This window comes from Myroides odoratus, from assembly GCF_001549985.1.
GTDB lineage: Bacteria > Bacteroidota > Bacteroidia > Flavobacteriales > Flavobacteriaceae > Flavobacterium > Flavobacterium odoratum_A.
In genome coordinates this window covers 204,575-228,759 of record NZ_LROZ01000001.1, presented here as the reverse complement: position 1 = coordinate 228,759, position 24,185 = coordinate 204,575, and the positions used below count along the sequence as shown (strand labels likewise).

21 protein-coding genes and 5 tRNA genes are annotated in these 24,185 nt (G+C 35.2%); 9 read left to right on the top strand and 17 right to left on the bottom strand.

From position 1 onward, the window contains the following. Positions 1 to 93: 93 nt before the first annotated feature. Both AWV75_RS01110 and AWV75_RS01105 read left to right on the top strand, forming a co-directional pair. Positions 94 to 711, top strand: a complete 618-nt coding sequence (locus AWV75_RS01110; protein ID WP_060872626.1) for a DUF6088 family protein — start codon at positions 94 to 96, stop codon at positions 709 to 711. Next, positions 647 to 1,693 (top strand): nucleotidyl transferase AbiEii/AbiGii toxin family protein, encoded by a 1,047-nt coding sequence (locus AWV75_RS01105; protein ID WP_231737923.1) that lies wholly within the window; start codon positions 647 to 649, stop codon positions 1,691 to 1,693. The genes AWV75_RS01110 and AWV75_RS01105 overlap by 65 nt, the downstream gene beginning before the upstream one ends. Before the next feature lie 45 nt (positions 1,694 to 1,738). Here the strand turns inward: AWV75_RS01105 and AWV75_RS01100 are convergent, their stop codons facing one another. Further along, positions 1,739 to 2,536, bottom strand: a complete 798-nt coding sequence (locus AWV75_RS01100; RefSeq protein ID WP_060872624.1) for a DUF2797 domain-containing protein — start codon at positions 2,534 to 2,536, stop codon at positions 1,739 to 1,741. Positions 2,537 to 2,644: 108 nt separating this feature from the next. On the opposite strand from AWV75_RS01100, the gene AWV75_RS01095 reads away from it, so the two are divergent. Beyond that, positions 2,645 to 4,156, top strand: coding sequence for a GH3 auxin-responsive promoter family protein (locus tag AWV75_RS01095; protein WP_060872623.1), 1,512 nt, complete (start codon positions 2,645 to 2,647; stop codon positions 4,154 to 4,156). A 68-nt stretch (positions 4,157 to 4,224) separates the two neighbouring features. Here AWV75_RS01095 and AWV75_RS01090 read toward each other — a convergent pair whose 3' ends face one another. The 3 genes from AWV75_RS01090 to AWV75_RS01080 form a co-directional block, all read right to left on the bottom strand. Further along, positions 4,225 to 4,452: a hypothetical protein gene (locus AWV75_RS01090; RefSeq protein ID WP_002989980.1), complete on the bottom strand. Its 228-nt coding sequence runs from the start codon at positions 4,450 to 4,452 to the stop codon at positions 4,225 to 4,227. 127 nt (positions 4,453 to 4,579) lie between these two features. Beyond that, the gene (locus AWV75_RS01085; protein WP_060872622.1) at positions 4,580 to 6,736 is read right to left on the bottom strand and encodes a S46 family peptidase; all 2,157 of its coding nucleotides are present in this window, start codon (positions 6,734 to 6,736) and stop codon (positions 4,580 to 4,582) included. A 724-nt stretch (positions 6,737 to 7,460) separates the two neighbouring features. After that, on the bottom strand, positions 7,461 to 8,705 hold the full coding sequence (locus AWV75_RS01080; protein ID WP_060872621.1) for a 3-deoxy-D-manno-octulosonic acid transferase: 1,245 nt from the start codon (positions 8,703 to 8,705) through the stop codon (positions 7,461 to 7,463). 165 nt (positions 8,706 to 8,870) lie between these two features. Here AWV75_RS01080 and AWV75_RS01075 point away from each other — a divergent pair, with 165 nt between their 5' ends. After that, positions 8,871 to 10,001, top strand: coding sequence for a DegT/DnrJ/EryC1/StrS family aminotransferase (locus AWV75_RS01075; RefSeq protein WP_060872620.1), 1,131 nt, complete (start codon positions 8,871 to 8,873; stop codon positions 9,999 to 10,001). 47 nt (positions 10,002 to 10,048) lie between these two features. On the opposite strand, the gene AWV75_RS01070 is transcribed toward AWV75_RS01075, so the two are convergent. From AWV75_RS01070 to AWV75_RS01045, 7 genes are all read right to left on the bottom strand, one after another. Continuing rightward, positions 10,049 to 11,230 carry a multidrug effflux MFS transporter gene (locus tag AWV75_RS01070; protein WP_060872619.1) on the bottom strand — a complete coding sequence of 394 codons (1,182 nt, stop codon included), beginning with the start codon at positions 11,228 to 11,230 and terminating at the stop codon, positions 10,049 to 10,051. Between the two features lie 71 nt (positions 11,231 to 11,301). Further along, complete coding sequence (gene fabD / locus AWV75_RS01065) at positions 11,302 to 12,174, bottom strand: ACP S-malonyltransferase (protein WP_060872618.1); 873 nt, start codon at positions 12,172 to 12,174, stop codon at positions 11,302 to 11,304. A gap of 105 nt (positions 12,175 to 12,279) precedes the next feature. Further along, on the bottom strand, positions 12,280 to 14,373 hold the full coding sequence (locus AWV75_RS01060; RefSeq protein WP_060872617.1) for a peptidylprolyl isomerase: 2,094 nt from the start codon (positions 14,371 to 14,373) through the stop codon (positions 12,280 to 12,282). A 303-nt stretch (positions 14,374 to 14,676) separates the two neighbouring features. After that, complete coding sequence (locus AWV75_RS18355) at positions 14,677 to 14,877, bottom strand: hypothetical protein (protein ID WP_082711009.1); 201 nt, start codon at positions 14,875 to 14,877, stop codon at positions 14,677 to 14,679. A gap of 5 nt (positions 14,878 to 14,882) precedes the next feature. Continuing rightward, positions 14,883 to 15,443: an LPS export ABC transporter periplasmic protein LptC gene (gene lptC, locus AWV75_RS01055; RefSeq protein ID WP_060872616.1), complete on the bottom strand. Its 561-nt coding sequence runs from the start codon at positions 15,441 to 15,443 to the stop codon at positions 14,883 to 14,885. A 12-nt stretch (positions 15,444 to 15,455) separates the two neighbouring features. After that, positions 15,456 to 16,721, bottom strand: coding sequence for a hypothetical protein (locus AWV75_RS01050; protein WP_060872615.1), 1,266 nt, complete (start codon positions 16,719 to 16,721; stop codon positions 15,456 to 15,458). Continuing rightward, positions 16,699 to 17,448 carry a type III pantothenate kinase gene (locus AWV75_RS01045; protein ID WP_060872614.1) on the bottom strand — a complete coding sequence of 250 codons (750 nt, stop codon included), beginning with the start codon at positions 17,446 to 17,448 and terminating at the stop codon, positions 16,699 to 16,701. Before AWV75_RS01045 ends, AWV75_RS01050 begins: the two co-directional genes overlap by 23 nt. A 126-nt stretch (positions 17,449 to 17,574) precedes the next feature. Here AWV75_RS01045 and AWV75_RS01040 point away from each other — a divergent pair. The 5 genes from AWV75_RS01040 (at position 17,575) to AWV75_RS01020 (ending at position 18,059) form a co-directional block, all read left to right on the top strand. Continuing rightward, positions 17,575 to 17,647, top strand: a tRNA-Phe gene (locus AWV75_RS01040). 33 nt (positions 17,648 to 17,680) lie between these two features. After that, positions 17,681 to 17,753 (top strand) — tRNA-Phe (locus AWV75_RS01035). A gap of 27 nt (positions 17,754 to 17,780) precedes the next feature. Further along, positions 17,781 to 17,853, top strand: a tRNA-Phe gene (locus AWV75_RS01030). 33 nt (positions 17,854 to 17,886) lie between these two features. Next, positions 17,887 to 17,959: transfer RNA gene (locus AWV75_RS01025), tRNA-Phe, on the top strand. A 27-nt stretch (positions 17,960 to 17,986) separates the two neighbouring features. After that, positions 17,987 to 18,059, top strand: a tRNA-Phe gene (locus AWV75_RS01020). 99 nt (positions 18,060 to 18,158) lie between these two features. Here the strand turns inward: AWV75_RS01020 and AWV75_RS01015 are convergent. From AWV75_RS01015 to AWV75_RS00990, 6 genes are read right to left on the bottom strand one after another with little or no spacing between them, the layout of a single operon-like run. Next, entirely contained in the window at positions 18,159 to 18,626 is a 468-nt protein-coding gene (locus AWV75_RS01015) for a hypothetical protein (RefSeq protein WP_060872613.1), read from the bottom strand. Positions 18,627 to 18,666: 40 nt separating this feature from the next. Further along, on the bottom strand, positions 18,667 to 19,920 hold the full coding sequence (rodA, locus tag AWV75_RS01010) for a rod shape-determining protein RodA (RefSeq protein ID WP_060872612.1): 1,254 nt from the start codon (positions 19,918 to 19,920) through the stop codon (positions 18,667 to 18,669). Further along, entirely contained in the window at positions 19,920 to 21,782 is a 1,863-nt protein-coding gene (mrdA, locus tag AWV75_RS01005) for a penicillin-binding protein 2 (RefSeq protein ID WP_060872611.1), read from the bottom strand. Before mrdA ends, rodA begins: the two co-directional genes overlap by 1 nt. After that, positions 21,779 to 22,300, bottom strand: coding sequence for a hypothetical protein (locus tag AWV75_RS01000; protein ID WP_002990009.1), 522 nt, complete (start codon positions 22,298 to 22,300; stop codon positions 21,779 to 21,781). Before AWV75_RS01000 ends, mrdA begins: the two co-directional genes overlap by 4 nt. Further along, complete coding sequence (mreC, locus tag AWV75_RS00995) at positions 22,293 to 23,126, bottom strand: rod shape-determining protein MreC (protein ID WP_060872610.1); 834 nt, start codon at positions 23,124 to 23,126, stop codon at positions 22,293 to 22,295. The genes AWV75_RS01000 and mreC overlap by 8 nt, the downstream gene beginning before the upstream one ends. Positions 23,127 to 23,134: 8 nt before the next feature. Continuing rightward, positions 23,135 to 24,163, bottom strand: a complete 1,029-nt coding sequence (locus AWV75_RS00990) for a rod shape-determining protein (protein WP_060872609.1) — start codon at positions 24,161 to 24,163, stop codon at positions 23,135 to 23,137. Positions 24,164 to 24,185 lie beyond the last annotated feature (22 nt).

Below are 24,185 nucleotides of genomic sequence, written 5' to 3'. Positions count from 1 at the left end.
ATCAAGTTGAAATAAGGCTTTTTACAATTGTAAATTAAAGAGTATTTTGTCACAAATTTGTCTTATTTTTGTTACAAATTAAAAGGTGTTTTTATGTCTTACTCAATTCATAATCAAATAGAAAATAAAATTATTAAATCATCGAAACGCACTATTTTTTTTGCGGATGATTTTGTGAAATACGGTACATCTGACAATATTCGTCAGGTGCTTTTTCGTTTGGAGAAAAAACAATGTATTGAGAGACTTGCTGCAGGAATTTATGTAAAACCCAAGCGTGATACAGTACTAGGAACTATTTATCCAAGTATTGAAGAAATTGCAAAAGAAGTAGCAAAACGCGATAAAATTAGAATTGCTCCTACGGGAATTATGGCTCAATATTTGTTAGGATTAACTACGCAAATTCCGCTGAAAGCAGTTTACTTAACTGATGGTTCTCCAAGAGAAATTAAAATTGGGAATCGTATACTTCTTTTTAAACGTACAGTACCTAAAACTTTCGAAATAAAAGATCAATTGCTTTATCTTATTGTTCAAGCTTTTAAAGCAAAAGGACAAGAAGAAGTAACTCTTTTATTTTTGAAGCAAATTACACCTGCTATACTAAAAGTTGATAGAAAGATGATAGAAAGTCAATTGAGATATGCTCCAGTATGGATTCAAAAAGAAATTAATAGACTTTATTATTCCAATGCATATGTGGATTGACCTAAAAAAAGAACAAAAGAAGAAGGTATTAGAACAAACAGGAAATTTTTATGGTTTACCTATTTTTGCCATAGAAAAGGATTGGTGGGTTACTATTTTATTAAAAGCTATTTTTCAGTCAAAATATTCGGATTTTATTTTTTTTAAAGGAGGAACTTCATTGAGTAAAGCATATCATTTGATTGAGCGTTTTTCGGAAGATATTGATTTAATTCTGGATAAAAGTTTATTAGGCTTTGATGTTGTTAATTCAAAGACCAAAATAAAACAATTAAGAAAAGCCTCAGGGTATTTCATTATACATGAGTTTAGAGAAGAATTGATTCGTCAATTAGAGTTGCTAGGGATTTCTTCGCATTCATATGAAATAAGATACCAAGCTGAGGTAAATGATATGAGTGATCCTATGGTGTTAGAAGTGTATTACGTATCTGAAATTCCAGAGATTGTTAGTTATATCCAAAAACGCGTAATCTTAGAAATAGGAGCTAGATCCCTGACAGAACCTGTTGAATCAAAATTAATTTCTTCTTTTATTGATCAGTATTATACTAAACAGATTTTTTCAATACTTCCTTTTAATGTACGTGTTGTTGTTCCAACACGGACTTTTTTAGAAAAAGTTTTATTGCTACATGAGGAGTTTTTAAAACCGATTGACGTAATAAGAGTTGAAAGATTAAGTAGGCATCTTTATGATTTGGATAAAATCATGCAGTCTAGCTATGGAGAAGAAGCCTTAGCAAATAATGAATTATTTGAATTAATCGTAGCGCATCGTAAAGTAATGAATCCTATAAGGGGTATAGACTATTTGAATCACAAAAAAGGAAAACTGAGTATTATACCACCTGATGAGGTGTTATCGAATTGGAAATTGGATTATGAATTGATGCAAGAAAATATGATACTAGGGCATAGTTTAGAATGGAACGATTTACTTCAAAGAATTAAAACAATAGAAAATCGATTAAATGCTTGATTAGAATAAAAAAGGCTATCCTAGACTAAGAATAACCTCTTTTTTTTATTCAATATCAAGTTGAACAACATATCCTTCATATGTTCGAATATTAAAAACAGTACCATCTTCAAATAGTAAATACTGCCCTTTGATTCCTTTTAAAACACCTTGATAGGTTGGTGTTTTATCTAAGTTTAAGCTTTTGATTTTTGTAGGAAATTCCAGTACAGGATAATTTAATTCATATACATCCGCCGTTGTTGTGTCAAAGAACGGCTGTACTTCTGCTGGGAGTTTATCCGCTAATGTATTTCTAATAGCTAGTAAATCTGTTGTAATAATATCATTTTGCAACATTTTTCGCCAATTGGTTTTGTCCGTAAAAAGTCCTTTTAAAGCAACTTCAGTTATACCAGCAAAATAGCGGTTGGGTACTTCAACAATGGGAACAGCGCTAGAGGCTCCTTGGTCAATCCAACGCGTGGGAATTTGAGTTTTTCTTGTAACACCCACTTTCACATCACTAGATGCAGCCAAATAGACAATATGAGGTTGTAATTGAACTTTGCTTTCATAGTCCAAATCGCGATCCGCAATGCCTAAATGAGCCGTACTTAATTCGGGACGCATAATCCAATCACCAACTGCTGGACTTGCATAAAAACAGTCATAACAAAACCCTTGACGGAAGATCTTTTTGTGTTGCCCACAATTTAAACACTGGTAATCGATAAATGAAATCTTCAGTTGACGATTTAATACTTGATTTAAATTGATGAAGTTGTTTTGAAAGACTAAATAGTATTCAATAGGGCTACTCCATTCCGTTTGCATTTTGTTTAAAACTCCTTCGTATAGCATAAATAAAAGTGTTATTTTTGGGTAAGGAGTAAAAGTACAAAAACAAATTTTATTGTTTAGATTCTCTTTTTACAAGAAAAAGGAGTTTACTTTATTAATAATGTATATATGGCGCTGACAATTGTTAATTCTATTGCTTCATGGATTCTTAAGAAGAGAATTCATCAAATAGATTTATTTCGAAAATACCCCAATGAGGTACAAAATGATGTTTTTTTAGGTTTGATTAAAGCCAATGAAAAAACTTTACTAGGAAAGCAATATGATTATGCTAGTATTAAAAATTATGAAACGTTTGCAGAACGTGTGCCTCTTTATACGTATGAAGAATTCGAACCTTATATAGAAAGAGCGAGGAGAGGGGAGAATAACATCTTTTGGTCTGAACCGATTCGATGGTTTGCTAAATCAAGTGGTACGACCAATGCAAAAAGTAAATTCATTCCCGTTAGTAATGAAGCATTAGAAAATTGTCATTATAAAGCAGCCAAAGATTTGCTTTGTTTGTATCTCAACAACAATGAAAATTCACAGCTATTTACAGGTAAAGGACTTCGTTTAGGCGGAAGTAAACAGTTGTACGAAGACAACAATACCATTTTTGGAGATCTTTCAGCAATCTTGATAGATAATATGCCTTTTTGGGCCGAGTTTAGTAGTACTCCTTCCAATAAAACATCACTAATGGCAGAATGGGAAACCAAGATGAATGCCATTATCAAAGAAGTACAAAATGAAAATGTAACCAGTTTTATGGGGGTACCTTCTTGGATGTTGGTACTTTTCAATAAGATTATGCAAGAAACGGGCAAAGGGAGCTTATTAGAGTTATGGCCAAATGCAGAAGTATATTTTCATGGTGGGGTGAGTTTTGAACCTTATAAAGAGCAATACCAGAAATTGCTGCCAAGTAGTGATTTTAAATACTATGAAATATACAACGCATCAGAAGGGTTTTTTGCGATTCAAGATCAAAATGGATGCAATGAATTGTTGTTGATGTTAGATTATGGTATTTTCTATGAATTTATTCCGATGGATACGTTTGGTACAAGTGTCCAGAAAATTATTTCTTTACGCGATGTGGAATTAGGGAAGAATTATGCCATGTTGATTACAACGAATGCCGGATTGGTGCGCTATCTGATTGGGGATACCGTTCGTTTTACTAGTTTATTGCCGTATCGAATTAAGATTACAGGAAGAACAAAGCATCATATCAATGTATTTGGAGAGGAATTAATGGTAGAGAATACAGATCGTGCCTTAGCAAAGGCGTGTTCATTGTTTCAAGTAGAAATTGCCGAATACACTGTAGCACCTATTTTTATGGTAGGTAAAGAAAAAGGAGCACATGAATGGATGATTGAATTTACGAAAGCACCACAAGATTTAAACAAGTTTGCTGAAGTATTAGATCAGTGTATTCAGGAAGTGAATTCTGATTATGAAGCCAAACGTTATAATAATATGACATTAAATCCTTTGGTCTTGCATCAAGCGCGTCGAGGATTGTTTTATGATTGGCTAAAAGGAAGTGATAAATTAGGTGGACAACACAAGGTACCTCGTTTATCGAATGATAGAAAATTGATGGAAGAATTAATCGCTTTAAATTAAAAAGCGAAACGGATATAAAAAAGAAAAGCCCTCACCTAGTGAGAGCTTTTTTTTATTGCTAGCTAAAATTATTTAGCAACTTCTTCTGTAGCTGGAGCTTCTTCTGTAGCTGGAGCTTCTTCAGTAGCTGGAGCCTCTTCAGTTACAACTTCTTCAGTTACAACTGTCTCAACTGGAGCAGCTACTTCTTCTGTTGTTACTTCTTCTGTTGCAGGTTCTTTTGCAGTATCTTTACAAGAAACAAAAGATACACCCATCATAGCTACTAAAGCAATGCTTAATGCGATTTTTTTCATTTTACTAAAGTTATAAAAGTTAATTATTAATTCGATACAAATATAGAAAATATTTCATTCAACAATTTGTTTTTGTAAAATATTTTTCTATAAAAAAATAATTTATAAAACACTGTAAATCAGTATGTTATTTTTTGTCTTTTTTAGGATTTACCAATTTCATCTCATTTATCAGGTGTTTTGCGTCTGCAAACTTGTCGATAATGAATAAAATATAGCGTGCATCTACCATAATGTTTCTACAGATCGCTGGATCATAGTAAATGTCACTCATCGTTCCTTCCCAAACGCGGTCAAAGTTTAACCCAATTAAGTTTCCGTGCGCATCAATAGCCGGACTTCCTGAGTTTCCTCCTGTTGTGTGGTTGGTTGCGATGAAGTTTATAGGTAGTTTACCATCTTCTGCATAAGCTCCGTAATCTTTAGCTTGATAGAGTTCAACTAATTTTGCTGGTACATCAAACTCATAATCTCCAGGAATATATTTTTCCATGATTCCATCTAAATGAGTTACAGGTTCGTAATAAATAGCATCTTTTGGTGCATATCCATCTACTTTACCATAAGTAACACGTAACGTACTGTTTGCATCAGGGAAAATTCTAGCATCAGGATAAAGCTCTAATTGCGCTTTCATATAAGTGCGTTGTAGGGCTTTAATCTCTAAATCTAAAGCTTCATATTGTGGTAAGATAGCCGTTTGGTAGTTTTCAATTAAGCTTTTAGCAAAAACATAACCTTGATCCGCTAATAAAGCAGCTTTTACTTGTTTTGCATCTCCACTTAATAATTCTTTTAACCCTTCATAGGTAGTCAATTTACTGTTGGTGTAAATGTCATTAGTCAAAGCAGCTACATCTGCTTGTTGTAATTCAGGAGCTAAATAAGCTTTTGGTGCTTTCTCCTTATATAAGGTTACAATAGCTTTGAATACATCTTGATCCACATTTTTGTTGTAATTTTTGTAGAAACGCTCTTGTGAACGCAATAAGTTCGCTTTTCTACTTTGGAATTGAGCCTCATTGTTTAATGCGCTTTCAACACCATATACACGCCAAGCTGCTGCTAATAGCTCTCCATTGCGCAAGGCTACTTCCATGAAGTAATCTCTACTTAAGGAATAAGGAGCTATCTTTTGATATAATTTTTCGAATTGTGGTAAAATTGCGGTATACTCTTTTGCATTTTTACTCTTCTTCGCTCGTACAATAAAATCTTGTTCGAATGCTTTTTTCGCTGCTACAGCATTACTCTTTTTCAATCCTTGACTTTCTCCAATCCACTTTTTCCAGTAATTGGCAGTACCTGCATATTTAGAAGCATATTGAATTTTAATCGCTTGGTCATTACGCATGTATTCATCCGTAATTTTCAAAGCAACATCTCGTACTCCAATTTTAGCAGGATTCAAATCATTGATGATTTGCTCAATAGCATAAGAAGGTAAATATTCTTGTGTTTGACCTGGGTATCCAAATACCATAGTGAAATCATCTTGTGCTACTCCATCTAATGAAATAGGGAAGAAGTGTTTCGGTGTATATGGCACGTTGTCTTTTGAATAGGCCGCTGGACGGTTGTTTTTATCTGCGTAAATACGGAACAAAGAGAAATCTCCTGTATGACGTGGCCATACCCAGTTATCCGTATCCGATCCGAATTTACCGATTGATGAAGGCGGAGCTCCAACTAAACGCACATCTTTAAAGGTTTCTGTAACAAATAAAATGTACTGATTTCCTTCATAGAAAGATTTAATCTTGTTTTCTTGCCAATCCTTTTTAGGGAAGGTAGCAACAGTACGCGAAATGTTCGCGTTGATTTTTTCTTGTTTTTGGGTTTCAGTATCTTTCGCTTTTATTCCATGCATGACTGCACTTGTTACGTCTTCAATACGCACAATGAAAGTTACTTCCAAATTGTCGTTTGGCAATTCTTCTGCTTGTGATTTAGCCCAGAAACCATCTGCTAAATAATCGTGTTCTACCGAAGAGTGTGCCTGGATTTGACCATATCCACAGTGGTGGTTCGTCAATAGTAATCCTTGAGGAGAAATAACCTCTGATGTACATCCACCATTAAAGTGTGGAACAGCATCTTTCATGCTTGAATTATTTACATCGTAAATATCCTGAATGGACATTTTCATTCCTAAGGTCGTCATTTCCTTTTCATTCATCCCCTCTAGCAAAGAAGGAATCCACATACCTCCTTGTTGTGCATAAACAGGAACAATAAGAAGTGCAACGAGCAGTTTAAATGCGTTTTTAAGTCTTAAGTTCATAAAAGTGTTCGTTATTTTTTATTTTGGGCAAGATACAACTATTCAGGTAATAGGAGCTACGATTTGCATATCCATCCACTATTTTAAGTGTATTTTGAGAAAAATAAACACCGTGTTAAATGAGGATATGACGTTTTATTCGGTTTTTAGGAAAGAGTAGTGCGAAAAATAGAACATTGATTTAGAATCGTTGTTTTTCCTTTAATATTCGAGTCAAAGTGATGATCAGTAGCAATAAACCCTCATGTTTATAGAAGAAAATACAGCAAAATAAAAGTGCTCATTCAGATGTGAAAATAAAAAAAGAAAGCAGAGCTAGGGATGTTAAAAAAAAATAGTTTTCCCAAGGCTTTATAAGATAAGTAAATGATGTAGGAACCCTGATAAGGATTGAGGTATTTAAAAAAACAAATAATCTTAAGGTGCGAGTTTAATTTAACAAATAGTATTAAAGGTATTGTGGCAATCAATAATTTGCCTTATATTGCTCGTTCGGTATTCATATAATTTTTATATACCTCTAACTTTCTATAAGTTACCTATAGTGTAATTATTAATTCATATTATAAAAGGTAAGTAAACAAAAGTGTTTACTTACCTTTTTTTCGTTTTACAGGCAAGAGCCTGCTTCACTTTTTTAAAGTTATCAACAAGGGTTGTCAATTGTTTTAAAGAGAAATGTTGATAACTTTTTAAAGCATAAAAAAGCTGATTTTTATTGTAACTAATTGAAAATGTGATTGTATATTTTGTTTGTAGCGTCTTTGTTGCTAAGAATAAAAGTAGAACTGATGTGATTTAATTCACAACGCAAGGTATTGTTTGTTAATAACTCGGTTAAATTGTTAATAAAGTCAGTCTCATTGTTAATAACTATACAACTACCCAATCGAATCAAGTCTTTGGCTTCTTGGAATTTCTTGTAATTGGGGCCTATTAAAATAGGAACCCCAAAAGTAGCAGCTTCTAAGATGTTGTGAATACCTGCACCAAAACCACCACCAACATAAGCAATTGTCGCGTAGCTATAGGCTTTGGTTAATAAGCTATAGGCGTCAATAATATAGACCTGCGTTTCAGATAAGTCAGTTGTGCCAGCAACATAGTTGGAATGGAGTTGCTTAGGTTTTTCAATGGATTGGTAGAGTTGATTAATTTGCTCTGGTTTGATATTGTGTGGAGCGATGACAAATTTGAGGGTGTCATCCTGTATTTGATTGATATAATCGACGATAATCTTTTCATCTTGGGGCCATGAACTACCGACCACAATTGTTTTTTTGGTTTTTCCCTGTGTTAGTTCTTCTAAAAAAGATAAGGTATTGTCGTTCTCTAAAATCTGGCTCACGCGGTCAAAACGGGTATCGCCAACTACTTTACTATTGTTTAGATGGATAGAGGCAAGAAGTGCACGCGATTCTTCATTTTGCACAAAGAAATAAGTGAATGTATGCAAGGCCTTTCTGTAAAAGCCACCATACCATTTAAAAAATACCTGATTGGGTCTGAAAATACCAGAAACCAAGTAGGTTTCAATGTGTTGCTTTTTTAGCTGGTTGAGGTAGTTTGGCCAGTATTCATATTTGACAAAAAAAACTTTTTCTGGATGTACGAGTTTTAGAAAAGCTTTGGCCTTACTTTGTGTATCCATGGGTAAATACAACGTAGCATCAGCGATAGTGTTGTTCTTTTTTACTTCATATCCTGAAGGAGAAAAGAAGGTCAAAACAATTTTATGTGTAGGAAATTGTTGTTTTAGTGTTTCCATGATGGGTAAACCTTGCTCATATTCTCCCAAAGAGGCTACATGAACCCAAAAGACGCGATCAGTAGGTTGAATCTTTTGCTTTAAAATGGTAAAAGAGGCTTTGCGTCCTTGAACAAATAAGGCAATCTTTTTATTGAATAAGGCAATTAGATGCAAAACTGCAGTGGCAATATGGATAAGTAGATTATAAAGAAATAGCATAGGGAATAGTTTATCTAGCGAAATTACGTTTCTTTTAGTAAAGAAAAGATTTTTGAAGTAAAGAAATTAGTATTTTTGTAGCTGTAAAACATATCGACAGTCAAGTTGTTTGGCTCTAAAATAAGGAGGAGCCGAAGACTTAGAGATACTACTAAATCCAATGTGATGAAACAAATTCAAATGGTTGACTTAAAAAGTCAATATAAAGGAATTAAAGAAGAAGTAAATCAATCTTTTCAAGAAGTTTTAGAATCTTCTGCATTTATCAACGGACCTCAAGTACATACTTTTCAAGCTAATTTAGAAAAGTATTTAGGGGTAAAGCACGTAATTCCATGTGCGAATGGAACTGATGCATTACAGATTGCTATGATGGGACTAGGGTTACAACCTGGTGATGAGGTAATCACAGCTGATTTTACTTTTGCTGCAACAGTTGAGGTTATTGCCTTATTACAGCTAACTCCTGTTTTAGTGGATGTTTGTCCAACTAGCATGAATATTGATGTAGAAGCGATTAAAAAAGCAATTACTCCTAAAACCAAAGCGATTGTACCTGTACATTTATTCGGGAACGTGGCTAATATGGAGGAGATCATGAAAATTGCTGCAGAGCACAATTTATATGTTATCGAGGATAATGCACAAGGAATTGGAGCAAGTTATGCTTTTTCAGATGGTAAAAAAGTAAAAACAGGAGGAATTGCTCATGTAGGAGCAACATCTTTCTTCCCTTCTAAAAACTTAGGTTGTTATGGGGATGGTGGAGCTATTTTTACGAATGATGATGCATTAGCACATATCATCCGTGGAATTGTTAATCACGGAATGTATGAGCGTTACCACCACGATGTTGTTGGAGTTAACTCTCGTTTAGATAGTTTACAAGCAGCAGTATTAAATGCAAAATTACCGCGTTTGGATCAATATAATAAAGCAAGAAGAGAAGCAGCTGCTCAATATTCTGCAGCTTTAGCAAATCATCCGAATGTAATTACACCAAAAGTTGAAGGGGATGACGATAGTCATGTATTCCATCAATATACGTTGCGTATTGTGAATGCAGATAGAAATGCATTGATGACACATTTACAAGGGAAAGGAATTCCTTGCGCAATTTATTACCCAATTCCGTTGCACAACCAAAAGGCTTATCTAGATCCTCGTTATAAGGAAGAAGATTTCCCTGTGACAAATCAATTGGTGAAAGAGGTGTTATCTTTACCTATGCACTCTGAATTAGAAGCGGATCAAATTAAATTTATCACGGACGAGATTAAAGCATTTTTAGGATAGTCCTTGAACCCGATAAAAAAAGCCTTGAGAAATCAAGGCTTTTTTATTTATGTTTTTTGGGTCAAAGTATTGATGAGCAAGGAACATAGGGCGCAAGCCGCTAAAGAAAGTGCTACAACATACATGGAACCATTGTTTAATGTATTTAAAAGTACAGACGTTAAAAAGGTAAATGCTAATTGAGAGGCCCCGAATAGGGCAGAAGCAATACCTGATTCTGCTTTAAATGGCGATAGAGCCAAAGTGGTTGAAGTTGGGAATAGCATCCCCAAAGGCAAGACAAAAAAGAAAAGCGGTACCAATTGGAAATAGATGGAGACATTTGTTACAATGAATCCAAACAGGACCAAAGCCGAAATTAGTTGTATGCTGGTACCTAGGGTAATAATTTGTTTCGGTTCTAAGCGTTTTCTCAAAAAAGAGGAGGTAAGGAATGATCCGACCATTAACCCGCAAGAATTCAACATAAAAACAAGGCTAAAGGCTGTGCTGCTCAATCCCCCAACTTCCATAACAAGTACAGGAGAATTGGAAATATAGAGCATTAAACAACTGAAGGCAATACTGCCGATGAGCGTATAGGTAATGAATATTTTGTTTTCAAAAAGCCTCAAGTAGTTTTGAATGATGGATTTTACCTCTAATGAGGGTAAGCGATTCGAAAAATCTTCTTTTAAAAAGGTAAACGTCATGGCAATACTGAAAAGGGCAAATACTCCCATGGCTGTAAAAATATGAGGCCAATCAAAGTGTTTGAGTACAGCATTTCCTAAAATAGGAGCAACAATAGGAGCCACCCCACCTACAAGGGCTAAAATGCTAAATATCTTGAGCGTTTTGTCTTTATCGAATCGTTTATTGACAATAGAACGCGCAATGACAAGCCCACCGCTACTTCCGAAAGCTTGTAAAAAGCGATACGCCCACATTATTTTGATATCAGATACATACAAACAAGCAAAAGAAGTGGGGAGGAAAATACTCAAGGATAACATAATGGGCTTTTTAGCTCCATATTTGTCTGATATAGGACCCCAAAACAATTGTCCTACTGCTAAGCCTCCTAAGAAAGTTGATAAGGATACTTGAACATAGCTTACGTCTGTTTGTAAATCAGCAGCTATTTTTGGGAAAGCAGGTAAATACATGTCAATGGCTAGCGGACCTAAAGCGGTTAAGCTAGCGAGTGTAAAGATTAATACCCACTCTTGAAGTGATAATTTTTCCACGATTTTTGATTAAATAGAAAATCCTTGACACTTTTGGAATCAAGGATTTTATAACTATGGTTAATTGAATTTTAGATGTTGAAAGTCTCCGCGTCTTTATCAATTTTTTTGATTAAGCCCGTTAAAACTTTTCCTGGACCTACTTCTGTAAATGAAGTTGCTCCATCTGCAATCATTTGTTGTACGGATTGTGTCCATTTTACAGGAGCTGTTAATTGTACAATAAGATTGTTTTTGATTACTTCAGGGTCGCTTACTGCATGAGCCGGTACATTTTGATATACAGGGCAAGAAGGTTGGTTGAAAGTTGTTGCTTCAATAGCAGCAGCTAATTCTGTTCTAGCTGGTTCCATCATAGGCGAGTGGAATCCTCCACCTACAGGAAGTAATAATGCTCTTTTAGCGCCAGCTTCTTTTAGTTTTTCACATGCTTTTTCTACTGCAGTTGTTTCTCCAGAAATAACCAATTGACCCGGGCAGTTGTAGTTTGCTGCAACCACAACACCGTCAATTTCCTGGCATACTTGTTCTACAATAGCATCTTCTAAACCTAATACAGCGGCCATTGTTGAAGGTGTGATTTCACATGCTTTTTGCATGGCCATCGCTCTTTGATATACTAATTTTAAAGCATCTTCAAAAGCTAAGGTACCATTGGCAACTAAAGCTGAAAATTCACCTAATGAATGTCCGGCAACCATCTCTGGTTTAAAGTTCTCAATTGTTTTTGCTAAGATAACAGAATGTAAAAATACTGCAGGTTGTGTAACTTTCGTTTCTTTTAATTGTTCTGCAGTTCCTTCAAACATAATGTCTGTGATATTGAACCCAAGAATGTCGTTTGCTTTGTCGAATAGTTCTTTTGCAATAGCTGAACTTTCATATAAATCTTTACCCATTCCAGTGAACTGAGCACCTTGACCAGGGAAAACGTATGCTTTCATATGTATCGTATTAAATAAGAATTCTGAGCAAAAATAAGGTATTTTTCTTACTTAAACGAAAAGGAATAAAAAAAGCCATCTAATCGTAGATGGCTTTTGATATGATTATTGGATCATTCCAATTCTGTTGTCTTTAATTTTAGCTTGTTCTTTCAGTGCTTGTAACACTTTAGATGAAGCGCTCATACGAACTGCATTTTCAGTTCTTGTTTTGTAGTTGTTGTAGTTGTCTAAATCTGGTGCTAAAGCAACGTTTGTTGTTTTTACCATATAAACTCCATTTGCTCCATCAATCAATTTTGAGTTTTGATTTAAAGCTGTTCCAAAAGCTGTACCTACTACTAAAGGTTCATTACCAATATTTGGAATTAATGGGTTTTGTCTTGATACTTCTGATACAGTTGCGATAGAAGCATTTGTTTGTTTAGAAACTTCTTCTATTGTAGCAGCCGTCATTTTTTGTTTAATTACTTGCGCTTTTTTCTCATTCATTAAAATTGGCTCAACAATCTTTCTAGCTTCTTCGATAGGCAATAAACCAGTGTTGTTTGTTGAAGCTAAAGTAGCGATAATATAACCATCAGGAATGTCAAAACGTTTTACATCTCCATCTTTTGTTTCTTTGTTAAATGCCCAAGAAACGATTTCACTTCTTGCTCCAACTGCTTGTAAGTACTCGTCAAATGGACGTACTGTTACGTTTTGTTGAACAACTGCATTTACTTTTTCAGCTTCTGCTACTAAGTTTCCTGTAGCTGCAGCAGATTCAATATTTGTTGCTTTTGCAAATACTTCATCAGCTGTTGCTTCTGAAGCTTCAATTTTTCTAGCTAAAGTAGCAATTTGTACCCCTTCAGATTTTCCTAATACTTGAATTACGTGGAATCCATAGTCTGTTTCAACTACTCCAATTTTACCTGTAGCGTTGTTGAAGATAAAATCTTCGAAAGGTTTAACCATTTGTCCTTTAGCAATATCTTCGTATTTACCGCCATTTGCTTTTGATCCTGGATCTTCTGATTCAGCTTGAGCTAATTCAGCAAAGTTCGCTGCAGTAGCTTTTTTCAAGATTTCATCTGCTTTTGCTTTTGCTTCTTCTTTCGTTCTAGTAGCAGCACTTTGTGGTGCACCAGCATAGGAAATTAAGATATGAGCAGCATTTACTTTTGCTCCAGCTTTTTTACCTACCATACGAGAAATACAGTAATGATCATTGAAAATATAAGGACCAAATACTTCTCCTGTAGGTAAGTTATATAATTGTTCTTGGAATTCTAATGGTAAATCTTTTTTAGCATAATAAACGCTATCAAATTTTACATCTGAATTTGCATTGATAAAAGCAACTAAGTCTTTGGTTGCTTTAAAACCTGCGATTGTATCGTTCTTTTTTGTTTCAGCGTTGTATTGAACTGTTGGCTTTAAGAAAGCTTCAACTGTTTCTTTTACATCTTCTTTGTCTTTTTCAGAAGGAGTGCTTTCAACATAAGCATAAGTTAACTCACGTGTAGGTTCAGATTGGAATCTATTCTCGTGTTTTTTCATATAACCTGTAATTTCTGAATCACTTACTTTCGCTTGATCATCATTGATTGTGCTATATGGAACAGTTACATAGTCAAAAGTTACTTTGCTATTTTCTCCGTGGTAAGCATATTTAGCTTCCGTTTGAGTGGTGTATACTCCTCCTTTTACCAAGGCATTGTACATTTGTTGTAAACCAAATTTTTCCAATTCAACTTCATAGCTTAACCAAGCTTGCCATTGTTCTGGTCCAGCTTGTTTCATTGCCATAACCCAAGCGTTGAACTTAGCCATGTCGAATTGACCTAATTGATTTTGGAATTCAGGACTATTAGCAAACATAGGGTTGGTTTTCACTACGTTGATTAATTGATCCTTTCCGATTTGTAATCCTAGTTTTTCGAATTCCGTTTTTAGCAGTATATTATTCACTTCGGTATTCCAAACCATTTGGTAGGCTTGATTTCTACTCATTTGATTCCCTTGCTCTGCTTGGGAAACTTTCTGTTGAAAAATCTGCGTATTGATATCTTCACCATTTACGCTTCCAATATTTCTTGAAGAACCAGCACCTCCGCTTCTAACGACGTCTCCAATAACGAATGCTAATAAAGCAATACCAATTACTGCAATTAACAGCGCCGACTTTTGTCTAATTTTTGATAAAACTGCCATGTTTTTTTATTATGTGTAATTTTTTTCAGAGAGCGAAAATACAATTATCTCTTTAATAATAAAAGGGGTAAACCTATTATTTTGAAGAAAGAATGTGTTTCTTGCTGTTTTTTAATGTTAAAAAACAGAATTTTTTATTTAAAGCGAGATTCAAGATAGGAAAAATGGTGGGAAAAACAACAAATAGCGTAAAAATAAAAAAACAAGAAATGGAAAAAGAACTAGAGGAAGATTGAATTTGTAGGATAAAAAAAACCGTAAAGCTTGTTTATCGCTCTACGGTTTTACATCTGTTTTTGATGCTTATTTTTTATTGTAATGATCAACCATTCTTTTGCTGTATTTTCTTCTGAAGAAGAACATGAAAACGGCTAGACCTGCTACAAGAAAGCTTGTCCAATAGTTGGAGAAGGGTTCACCTGCCATGATTTTAGTTGCCGCATCATAAATGAATAGAATGGCAACAAATAAATATAGAAAAGGTATAATTCGTAGTGCTTTCATAGGGTTTAGTTTTCTTCTTTTTTAATACTTTCTGCGTAGCTATTTCTAGCTTTAATTATGTTTAGCTTTCCATCGAAGTCAACTCCTACACCTTGGGTGAAGTTTTCTTTGTCTGTGGAAGCTTTGTATTTGCCATTGGTGTAAAACCAATCCAATTTTTGGTTGTAGTACAACTGATCAGATTCAAATTTCTTATTGTCATGTGTTGTAATTACTACATTGCCTCTTAAATCAATAAGCTCCGTTGCGGTGTATTGAATGGCATAATCTGCTACAACGGTGTTTTTATTGTTATTGTTATCGAAAAACGTCAGGTTAATTCCTTCGGGAAATTCGGTAAACTTGTATTTTACTGTGGAGTAATCAAGCATTTTTTCGCTAACTAAAATCGCTTTGACTCTTCCCGAATCAACATATTGACCGCGCATTTTTTCTGCTATTCCTGCAGGGTAAAATGGGGCTTTATCGTGTATTTTTTGAATATCTCTAAACTTACTCTCGCAAGAAACAAAGCTGATGCTACCGAGTAGTAAAGAAATTAAAAGTGTTTTTTTAGTTAACAACATGGATGAGTTGTATTAATCAAATTTACGTTTTAAGAACCAGAAATCGTTTAAGGATAAACCGATAGAAAGGTTAAAGTAGTTTTCTTTAACTAATCCACTGTTTTTTGTTCCTTTATTTCCATACTCCAATCCGATATTCACATTAGACAAAGAACGCCCAAATAGAGGGAATCCTGCACCAAGTGAAAAGGCATAGTCGTTGATAGATTCATTTTTCAATACTAAACCAGTGTTCTCATAACGGAATCCAGCGCGATATACTACGCGATCAAAATAGCTTGTGAAAGAATTGTATTTAGGAATGTAAAAACCTCCAACAGCATAGCGTTTGGTATCCTCATAACCTGCATATTGAGCCGTACTCCAGCTTGATGCTAATTTGCTGTTTTCAATATAGGTGAATTGCCCAGAAACAAACCACTTTAAGTTTTTACCAATACCTGCTCCAATCGCTAATTCTTGTGGCTTAGTTAATTTTGTACTTCCATTAAAAATTTCTTTGGAATCTACAATAGCACCATTTGTGTTGATAATTCTCAAGTTGGTTACATTATCAGCTGTTAATTTAGTTTCAGGGCTGTATGTAAGATTGGCTTTCCAATCATATCCTTTGTATTTTCCTTCATATTGAAGAGCTGCGCGAATCTCATATCCTTTGTAGTCAATACGTCTTTTTTCATTGGTACTAGTTATTAAACCAAATCCATCTCCTGCATCTAACAACGCTATGGTATTGGTATTATCTGTGTTACCAAAGAAATAACTCGCTTGAATACCTACTTGAAAGTTTTTGTTGATTTCATAACCTGTACCTAAGAATACTCGGTTAATCCCTCCACTTCCTTCCAGTTGATTGAATTCTTTCTGATTCAACTCATTCATTTGTTCTCTTTCGATTTTGTAACCAACAGAAGAATAAGGCTGAAGTCCAAAAATAACCCCTGACTTTTTAGAAATAGGTAATCCTACAACGAAATAATCAATCGTTTGACGTTTTATATTGTCATTGCTGTTATCTGATTTGAAATTATAGAACTTCGAGGTAGATCCAACAGTGAATGTTGTAGCCTGTAATTTGCTAATAGCGGCAGGGTTCAATAAGTTTAGGTGCAAACTATCTGAATAGACACTAGTACCTCCCATAGCTTTATATTCATTTGTACCATTGTAACCTAAGTCTCCAATTCCGTAGTATGAATAAGGAGATGCGGTTCCTTGCTGAGCGAAAGCTTGAGCGGATAAAATAAGGCTAAAGCTAAGAATGATTCTTTTTATCATTTTCAATTATGTATTGATATATATAGTTCAGACTTTCAGAAAGAAAGTTTGGATTAGCAAATATTATATTTTTTAATCTTTTAGCCAAAAAAACTGTATCCCCACCCGTTAAAATTATTGTTAAATCAGAATAATCTTTTTTATAATGGTCGATAATATTGTCTATTTCTGCAACAATTCCGTTGATAACCCCCGATTGAATGGATTCATTTGTATTTTTTCCAATAAAATAATTAATGTCTTCTGTTTGCAAATAAGGGAGTTTGGCTGTGTAATCGTTCAATGCTTTGTAACGCAATTGTAAACCAGGAGAAATAGCACCGCCTAAATATTCGTTTTGGGCATTGACAATGTCGTACGTAATGCAAGTTCCTGCATCGATGATTAAACGGGCAGTGTCGGGATAAACAAGTGTAGATCCCGCAGCAACCACTAAACGATCGATACCCAACGTATGAGGGGTTTGGTATTTATTAGCTACAGGAAGTGGTGTGGTATGACTGATTTCTATAAAATCAGTATGCGTTTGAAGCCAATTTAGTAGGTCTGGATCCAAATGAACTACGCTCGCAACTATAATTTTAGGCTTTGTTTTATTTTTTTTTAAAAAAAATAAAAGTTCTTCTTGTAAATTTTTCGTTGAAAGATATTCGGTTTTCAAAAGGCTATTGTTTTCAAACATAGCGAGTTTGGTTCTGGTATTGCCGATATCAAGGGTATAGATCATGATGCTATTGCTTAGTTTAACAAAGATAAATAAAGAAAAATTGCCAGAGAAGTTTTGGAAGAATAAAAAAGTATTATATATTTGCAACCGCTTAAGAGAACAAAAGTTCACTACTAAAAGCCAATTGGTGCCTTAGCTCAGTTGGTAGAGCAAAGGACTGAAAATCCTTGTGTCCCTGGTTCGATTCCTGGAGGCACCACAAAATTAGCTTTTAGTAATTTAGTTTAAAACTGGTGCCTTAGCTCAGTTGGTAGAGCAAAGGACTGAAAATCCTTGTGTCCCTGGTTCGATTCCTGGAGGCACCACAAATTTTAAACGAAGAATAAGCAACTGGTGCCTTAGCTCAGTTGGTAGAGCAAAGGACTGAAAATCCTTGTGTCCCTGGTTCGATTCCTGGAGGCACCACAAAATTAGCTTTTAGTAATTTAGTTTAAAACTGGTGCCTTAGCTCAGTTGGTAGAGCAAAGGACTGAAAATCCTTGTGTCCCTGGTTCGATTCCTGGAGGCACCACAAATTTTAAACGAAGAATAAGCAACTGGTGCCTTAGCTCAGTTGGTAGAGCAAAGGACTGAAAATCCTTGTGTCCCTGGTTCGATTCCTGGAGGCACCACACCAGAAAAAAACCGATAACTTTCGTTATCGGTTTTTTTTGTTTTCTGCAAACTGTCAACCGTAAACAAAAAAAGCGAAACCTAAGTTTCGCTTTTTCTTATTTTGTTAGCGTTTCGTATTTGTATTCTTCTGCTTTAATATCAAATTCTAAATTAGCAATTTGTGTTTGGTATTTATGTAATTTAGTTTTGATTTTTAATTCTTGAACAGGGGCTATTTTACCTAAAGCCATATCGCGGTTAAACGTGTCGTTTTCTTTGTTGTATTTCGCTTTAGTCTTGTTTAACTTCTCTGTTGCTTTTTGAATTTTCTTTTGCGTTTTAGCAATTTCTTTTTGCTTTTTAAGCTCTGCTTTGCGCTCGCGCTCGATTTGCTTTTGTTCTTGCTCAAATGCCTTTAATTCTTGCGTATTCATGGCTGGAGCCTCTTCTACGACGCTTTCTACAATCTCTACAACCGGAACTTCAGGTAAAATTGTTGTAGATTCTTCTTTTTGTACTTCTTGTGCTTGCATAGCGGTTGTGCAAACAAGCATCATACCAGCAATTAAAAACGTTTTTTTCATTTTTCTTTTTCTCTATTTTGATTCTATTGTTGTTCGAATTTTACCATTCATTGATCCTGTTAGCATCCAGTTTTAAAAAGATGAATAGGAGTAATGTAAATGCAATTAAACTCGATCCTCCGTAGGAGAAAAAGGGAAGTGGAACCCCAATAGTAGGGAATAATCCTACTAACATGGTAATATTAAAGGCGAAGTGAATGAATAAAAAACTCACGACGCAATAACCGTAGACTCTATTAAATCGCTTTTTTTGCTTTTCTGCTAGGTAGATTAAGCGGAAAAATAAGCAAAGAAATAAGACGATAATCGTGGTAGAACCAACGAATCCCCATTCTTCTCCAACCGTAGTAAATATATAATCGGTATGCTGTTCAGGTACAAAGCCCCCCTTAGTTTGGGTACCTTGTAAAAAACCAGTGCCATACCAACCACCTGAACCAATTGCAATTTTCGATTGATTGAGGTTGTATCCTTCGGCTTGAAGATCTACATTTTCACCGAGTAAAACGTTTATCCTATCTTTTTGATGGGGTTCAAGTACATTGTCGTACACGTAATCAACAGATAGAACAAAGCCGCACATTACGGTGGCTAAAATAAGATAAATAAAGGGGTTTCTATTGATGTTTTTGTTAAAATAGTAGTGTAGTAGTGTTAATAATACAATGGATGTGATGATTAAGGAAGGTTTTACTATCAATGCTGCAACAAAGAGTGCTATTGTAATAAAAGCCGACCATAAATACCAAGAAGGTAATCCTTCGCGGAATAATACAAAGATTAAAGCAGCGAATAACATAGCACTTCCTGTATCGTGTTTTAAGATTAATAAGGTTGGTATACCAATGATCATAAAAACGGTTACCTGTTCTTTAAGCGTCTTTAAAGTACCTTGGTTGTCCGAAAAGTACTTGGCCAATAATAAGGCTGTGGTCGTTTTTACAAACTCGGAGGGTTGAACCCCCAATCCGCCAATCTGATACCAGTTGGTTTGCCCTTTGACCGATTTACCAAACACAAATAGACCCAGAATGGAGAGAATACCGATAATGTAAAAGATTAGGGCATACTTCTCATAGAACTTGGTGTCTAGAGCAAGAATGAGGATAATTAAGGGAATACACGTCAAAATAAAGACCAATTGCCTACCATAGATTTGGCTAAAATCAAAAATACTAGCTTCTTCACTAGGAAGTGAGGTAGAGTAGATATTTACCCATCCCGCAACAACTAGTAAGAGATATAACATAATAGTTATCCAATCGATATGCTTTTGTACGCTTCCGCTTCTCATTATTTTTTCTGCTTATCCGCTAAGTTGTATAGTTGTAAAACTTTGTTGTATTCACTTTCTAAGCTTCCTTCTAGCATTCGTTTTTCTAAATCAGGACGAACAATTTCTGGAAGTAGATATTTTTGTAGCATTAAACTCGTAATAGGAGCAGCCCATCGTGCACCCCATACCCCGTTTTCAATAAAAACGGCAATGACAATCTTAGGATCGTCTACTGGTGCAAAGGCAACGAATACAGAGTGATCTGCTAATTGATAGCGCTTTCCATTGATACGTGTAAAGTTTTCTACAGTTCCTGTTTTTCCTGCCATCTCTAGCTGTGGAACCGCAACACTACGTCCAGTACCAATATGGAAAACTTGATTCATCCCTTGGATGATTGGTTCAAAGTGTTTCGGATCAATGGTTGTTACTTGTTTGGTAACAAATTTCTTATCAATATTGTGATCTTCAATGTTTTTGATGATATGAGGCGTATAGTAATACCCGCGATTAGCTACAGCCGCTGCCATATTTGCTAATTGCATAGGAGTCATGATGACCTCACCTTGTCCAATTGCATTGGAGATGGTCGTGGTACTTTTCCATCCTTTATTAGGGTACCAGCGATTGTAATATTCGGAATTGGGAATATGGCCTTTTCGACCTTCTGGTAAATCATAACCTAAAAATTGCCCTAAACCAAAGCTTTCTAAGTGCTTGCTCCAACGATCAATTCCTTCTGCAGGCGATTTATATTTCTCAATAATCTTTTTATAGGTCTGTGCAAAGTAGGTATTACAAGATAAGGCAATCGCATGTCTTAAACTCCATGTTCCAGAGTCGTGACATCCCATCCAAGCTCCTCGTCCATAATAGAATCCTCGGTTGCATGAAAAAGCAGAGTGTTCCGTGATGACTCCTTCTTGTAAACCTATTAAACCCGTTAAGATTTTAAAAGGTGAACCTGGAGAATATTCTCCTGATAACACACGATTGTATAAAGGTTTCGCTAAAGAGTCATTGTATAATTTGGTGTAATTTTTAGAACGTTCTCTTCCGACCAATAGGGAAGGATCATACGAAGGGGCATTAATTAGAGCGAGAATTTCACCTGTTTTAGGTTCAATCGCTACAATCCCACCTCGTTTGTTTTGCATTAAAAGTTCGCCATATGCCTGTAGCTCATAGTCAATGGTCAAGGTGATATCGCTTCCTTTGATGGAAATGGTATCATAAACCCCGTCTTTAAAAGAACCAATCTCGCGGTTGAAACGGTCGCGTTGGATGTATTTCACCCCTTTAGTACCGCGAAGAATATCTTCATATTGCTGTTCAACCCCTTGAATACCGATTAAGTCTCCAGATCTATAATAAGGATTTCGCTTGATGTTATCTTCATTAACCTGGCGAATGTAACCAAAGACATTGGCCCCAGCATTGACTTGGTAGTCACGCAGAGAACGTTTTTGTACATAAAAACCATTGAAATGGCGAATTTTTTCTTGAAAAGCTGCATATTCCGCCTTGCTCAACTGAGCTAAAAAGACAGAGGGAAGGCGTGGGCTATAAACCGTTGCTTTTTGTAGTTTGGTTTTGAAATCATCGAGGGTTACATCGAGTAATTTACACAAAGCTAAGGTGTCGATATCTTTTACCTCTCTCGGTATAACCATGATGTCATACGAAGGTTGATTCGCGACCAATAATTTTTTATTTCGATCGAATATATACCCGCGCTCAGGATACTCATAAACGATTTTTAAGGCGTTATTCTCTGATTTTTTGATATAGGTATCATCTACGACTTGTAAATAGAACAGTCGAATAAGAATGGTTATAGTTACTGCAACTATGATAATAGGAAGTAATAACTTTCTCATCGTTTAGATGGTTTGATCAGATAGAGGATTAATATACAGCTAATTAATGTTGCTACTGTGGTCAGTAAAGTTCGCAATAAAATTTCCAATATAAAGTTAAAACGCAGGAATTCAAGTGCAAATAGTACAACGTGATGAATCACAACAGTAATAATTAAATAACCCAATACTTCCATAGAAGAAAATAAATCTTTCGTTACTTTCTTAAAGATATTGAGGTTGTGGTATTGGTAACTAATACCAAATGAAAATTTCAGGACTAAGGGCCTACTAAAAGCAAGGATTAAAGAAGCTGCAGCATGTACACCTCCTGAGTTCTCAAACATGTCTATGGTTAATCCTAAAAGAAAACTAGAAACATAAAAGAGTGCTTTGTTGCCATCAGTGGGATAGAGTACAATAAAAAGTATATAGGGAAATGGATTTATAAAAGAAAATAAATCCAAGTTATTAAATACTAATACCTGTGCAATAAGCAAGATAACAAAACGCGTAATATTGGAAATAGCACTATTCATTGCGTGTAGCTTCTTCTAGTTCAATAATTTCTTTAATGTCGTTATTTTTAATCACATATACATACCCTAAGTTTGTCATGTCATTAAAAAGTTTGACTTCAATGGTAAAGTAATTCGAGCTTTCTGTAGTATACGCTTTTTCAATGGTACCAATGGGGATATTTTCAGGAAAAATATCTGAAATACCTCCTGTGACAATGGTATCTCCTTGGAAGAGTTCTGCTAAGCGAGGAATGTCATTCAATTGAACATACCCTGTGCTTTTACCATCCCATTGTAAGGTTCCAAAGTGATTTGAACCCTTAATTTTGGCATTGATTTTAGATTTTGCGTTTAAGATACTCTGTACGGTAGAATACTTTGTGGATGTTTTTTGAATGATCCCTACAATTCCGTTGCTATTAATTACTCCTAAATCTTTTGTAATACCTTCTCGTTCTCCACCTTTAATCGTTAAATAGTTTTCCTTGGTGTTAAATTCATTTTTAATCACCTTGGCTACAATAACGTTGTATGTATCTTCTTGAGTTGTAAGAAGAGGTAATTCAATAGGGATAGAATCTGTGACAACAGCACTATTAAAAGCCTGTTTTTTCAGTAGGGCATTTTCCAGAACTAAGGCGTCATTTTCAGTCTTAAGACGCATGTATTCCTTTAAATTATTTACATTTTCATAGACGTAACCTGTCACACCATTTGCCGAACTAATAAAGGAACTCTTGTGAAACGTATGAGTTCGGAGTACTAGGGCAAATGATATAACTAAAAGCAGCAAAAACAGTAACTTAGTACTGTTTTTTATAAAGAAATTAATTATTTGCTGCATGGGTTAGTTTATTTTATCAATACACTTTTGTATTTGTCAATATTTTTGATGGCAAGGCCTGTTCCGCGTACAACTGCACGCAATGGATCCTCAGCAATATAAACAGGTAAATCCGTTTTTTGAGAGATTCGCTTGTCTAATCCTCTCAACATAGATCCTCCACCAGCAAGGTAAATTCCTGTGTTATAAATATCTGCTGCTAATTCTGGAGGCGTTTGAGATAACGTTTCCATTACAGCATCTTCGATACGTTGTATTGATTTGTCTAATGCTTTTGCTATTTCACGGTAAGAAACAGTTACTTGTTTTGGTTTCCCTGTTAACAAGTCACGTCCTTGAACAAGCATATCTTCTGGAGCCGTTTCTAAATCTTCTGTTGCAGCTCCTGTTTGAATTTTAATTTTTTCTGCTGTACTTTCTCCAACAAATAAGTTGTGTTGCGTACGCATATAGTAAATGATGTCATTGGTGAATACGTCACCTGCAATTTTTACAGATTTATCACATACAATACCTCCAAGAGCAATAACAGCAATTTCTGTTGTTCCTCCTCCGATATCAACAATCATATTTCCTTTTGGTTGCATAATGTCTACACCAATACCAATTGCAGCAGACATTGGTTCATGTATTAAATAAACCTCTTTACCATTCACACGCTCACAAGATTCTTTTACTGCACGCATTTCTACTTCAGTGATTCCTGAAGGAATACATACCACCATGCGTAAAGCTGGAGTAAACATTTTTTTTCTTAGTGCTGGAATGCTTTTGATAAAGAGGCTTATCATTTTTTCTGATGCGTCGAAATCAGCAATAACTCCGTCTTTTAAAGGGCGTATTGTTTTGATGTTACCATGAGTTTTCCCTTGCATCAAACTCGCTTCTTTTCCAACGGCTATAATTTTTCCCGTTGTCCTATCTCTAGCAACGATTGATGGATTGTCAACGACAACTTTTCCATCGTGAATGATAAGGGTATTCGCAGTTCCTAAATCGATTGCGATATCTTCCGTCATGAAATCAAAAAATCCCATAGATATAAAAGGCTTTTAGAGT

Coding starts and splice junctions, on each gene's coding strand:
- mrdA (WP_060872611.1), bottom strand. CDS start 21,782: ATGAGAAAGTTATTACTTCCTATTATCATAGTTGCAGTAACTATAACC.
- AWV75_RS18355 (WP_082711009.1), bottom strand. CDS start 14,877: ATGAAAGCACTACGAATTATACCTTTTCTATATTTATTTGTTGCCATT.
- AWV75_RS01085 (WP_060872622.1), bottom strand. CDS start 6,736: ATGAACTTAAGACTTAAAAACGCATTTAAACTGCTCGTTGCACTTCTT.
- AWV75_RS01080 (WP_060872621.1), bottom strand. CDS start 8,705: ATGCTATTTCTTTATAATCTACTTATCCATATTGCCACTGCAGTTTTG.
- AWV75_RS01110 (WP_060872626.1), top strand. CDS start 94: ATGTCTTACTCAATTCATAATCAAATAGAAAATAAAATTATTAAATCA.
- AWV75_RS01090 (WP_002989980.1), bottom strand. CDS start 4,452: ATGAAAAAAATCGCATTAAGCATTGCTTTAGTAGCTATGATGGGTGTA.
- AWV75_RS01105 (WP_231737923.1), top strand. CDS start 647: ATGCTCCAGTATGGATTCAAAAAGAAATTAATAGACTTTATTATTCCA.
- AWV75_RS01060 (WP_060872617.1), bottom strand. CDS start 14,373: ATGGCAGTTTTATCAAAAATTAGACAAAAGTCGGCGCTGTTAATTGCA.
- AWV75_RS01095 (WP_060872623.1), top strand. CDS start 2,645: ATGGCGCTGACAATTGTTAATTCTATTGCTTCATGGATTCTTAAGAAG.
- fabD (WP_060872618.1), bottom strand. CDS start 12,174: ATGAAAGCATACGTTTTCCCTGGTCAAGGTGCTCAGTTCACTGGAATG.
- lptC (WP_060872616.1), bottom strand. CDS start 15,443: ATGTTGTTAACTAAAAAAACACTTTTAATTTCTTTACTACTCGGTAGC.
- AWV75_RS00990 (WP_060872609.1), bottom strand. CDS start 24,163: ATGGGATTTTTTGATTTCATGACGGAAGATATCGCAATCGATTTAGGA.
- AWV75_RS01000 (WP_002990009.1), bottom strand. CDS start 22,300: ATGAATAGTGCTATTTCCAATATTACGCGTTTTGTTATCTTGCTTATT.
- AWV75_RS01050 (WP_060872615.1), bottom strand. CDS start 16,721: ATGATAAAAAGAATCATTCTTAGCTTTAGCCTTATTTTATCCGCTCAA.
- AWV75_RS01100 (WP_060872624.1), bottom strand. CDS start 2,536: ATGCTATACGAAGGAGTTTTAAACAAAATGCAAACGGAATGGAGTAGC.
- AWV75_RS01015 (WP_060872613.1), bottom strand. CDS start 18,626: ATGAAAAAAACGTTTTTAATTGCTGGTATGATGCTTGTTTGCACAACC.
- AWV75_RS01045 (WP_060872614.1), bottom strand. CDS start 17,448: ATGATCTATACCCTTGATATCGGCAATACCAGAACCAAACTCGCTATG.
- AWV75_RS01075 (WP_060872620.1), top strand. CDS start 8,871: ATGAAACAAATTCAAATGGTTGACTTAAAAAGTCAATATAAAGGAATT.
- rodA (WP_060872612.1), bottom strand. CDS start 19,920: ATGAGAAGCGGAAGCGTACAAAAGCATATCGATTGGATAACTATTATG.
- mreC (WP_060872610.1), bottom strand. CDS start 23,126: ATGCAGCAAATAATTAATTTCTTTATAAAAAACAGTACTAAGTTACTG.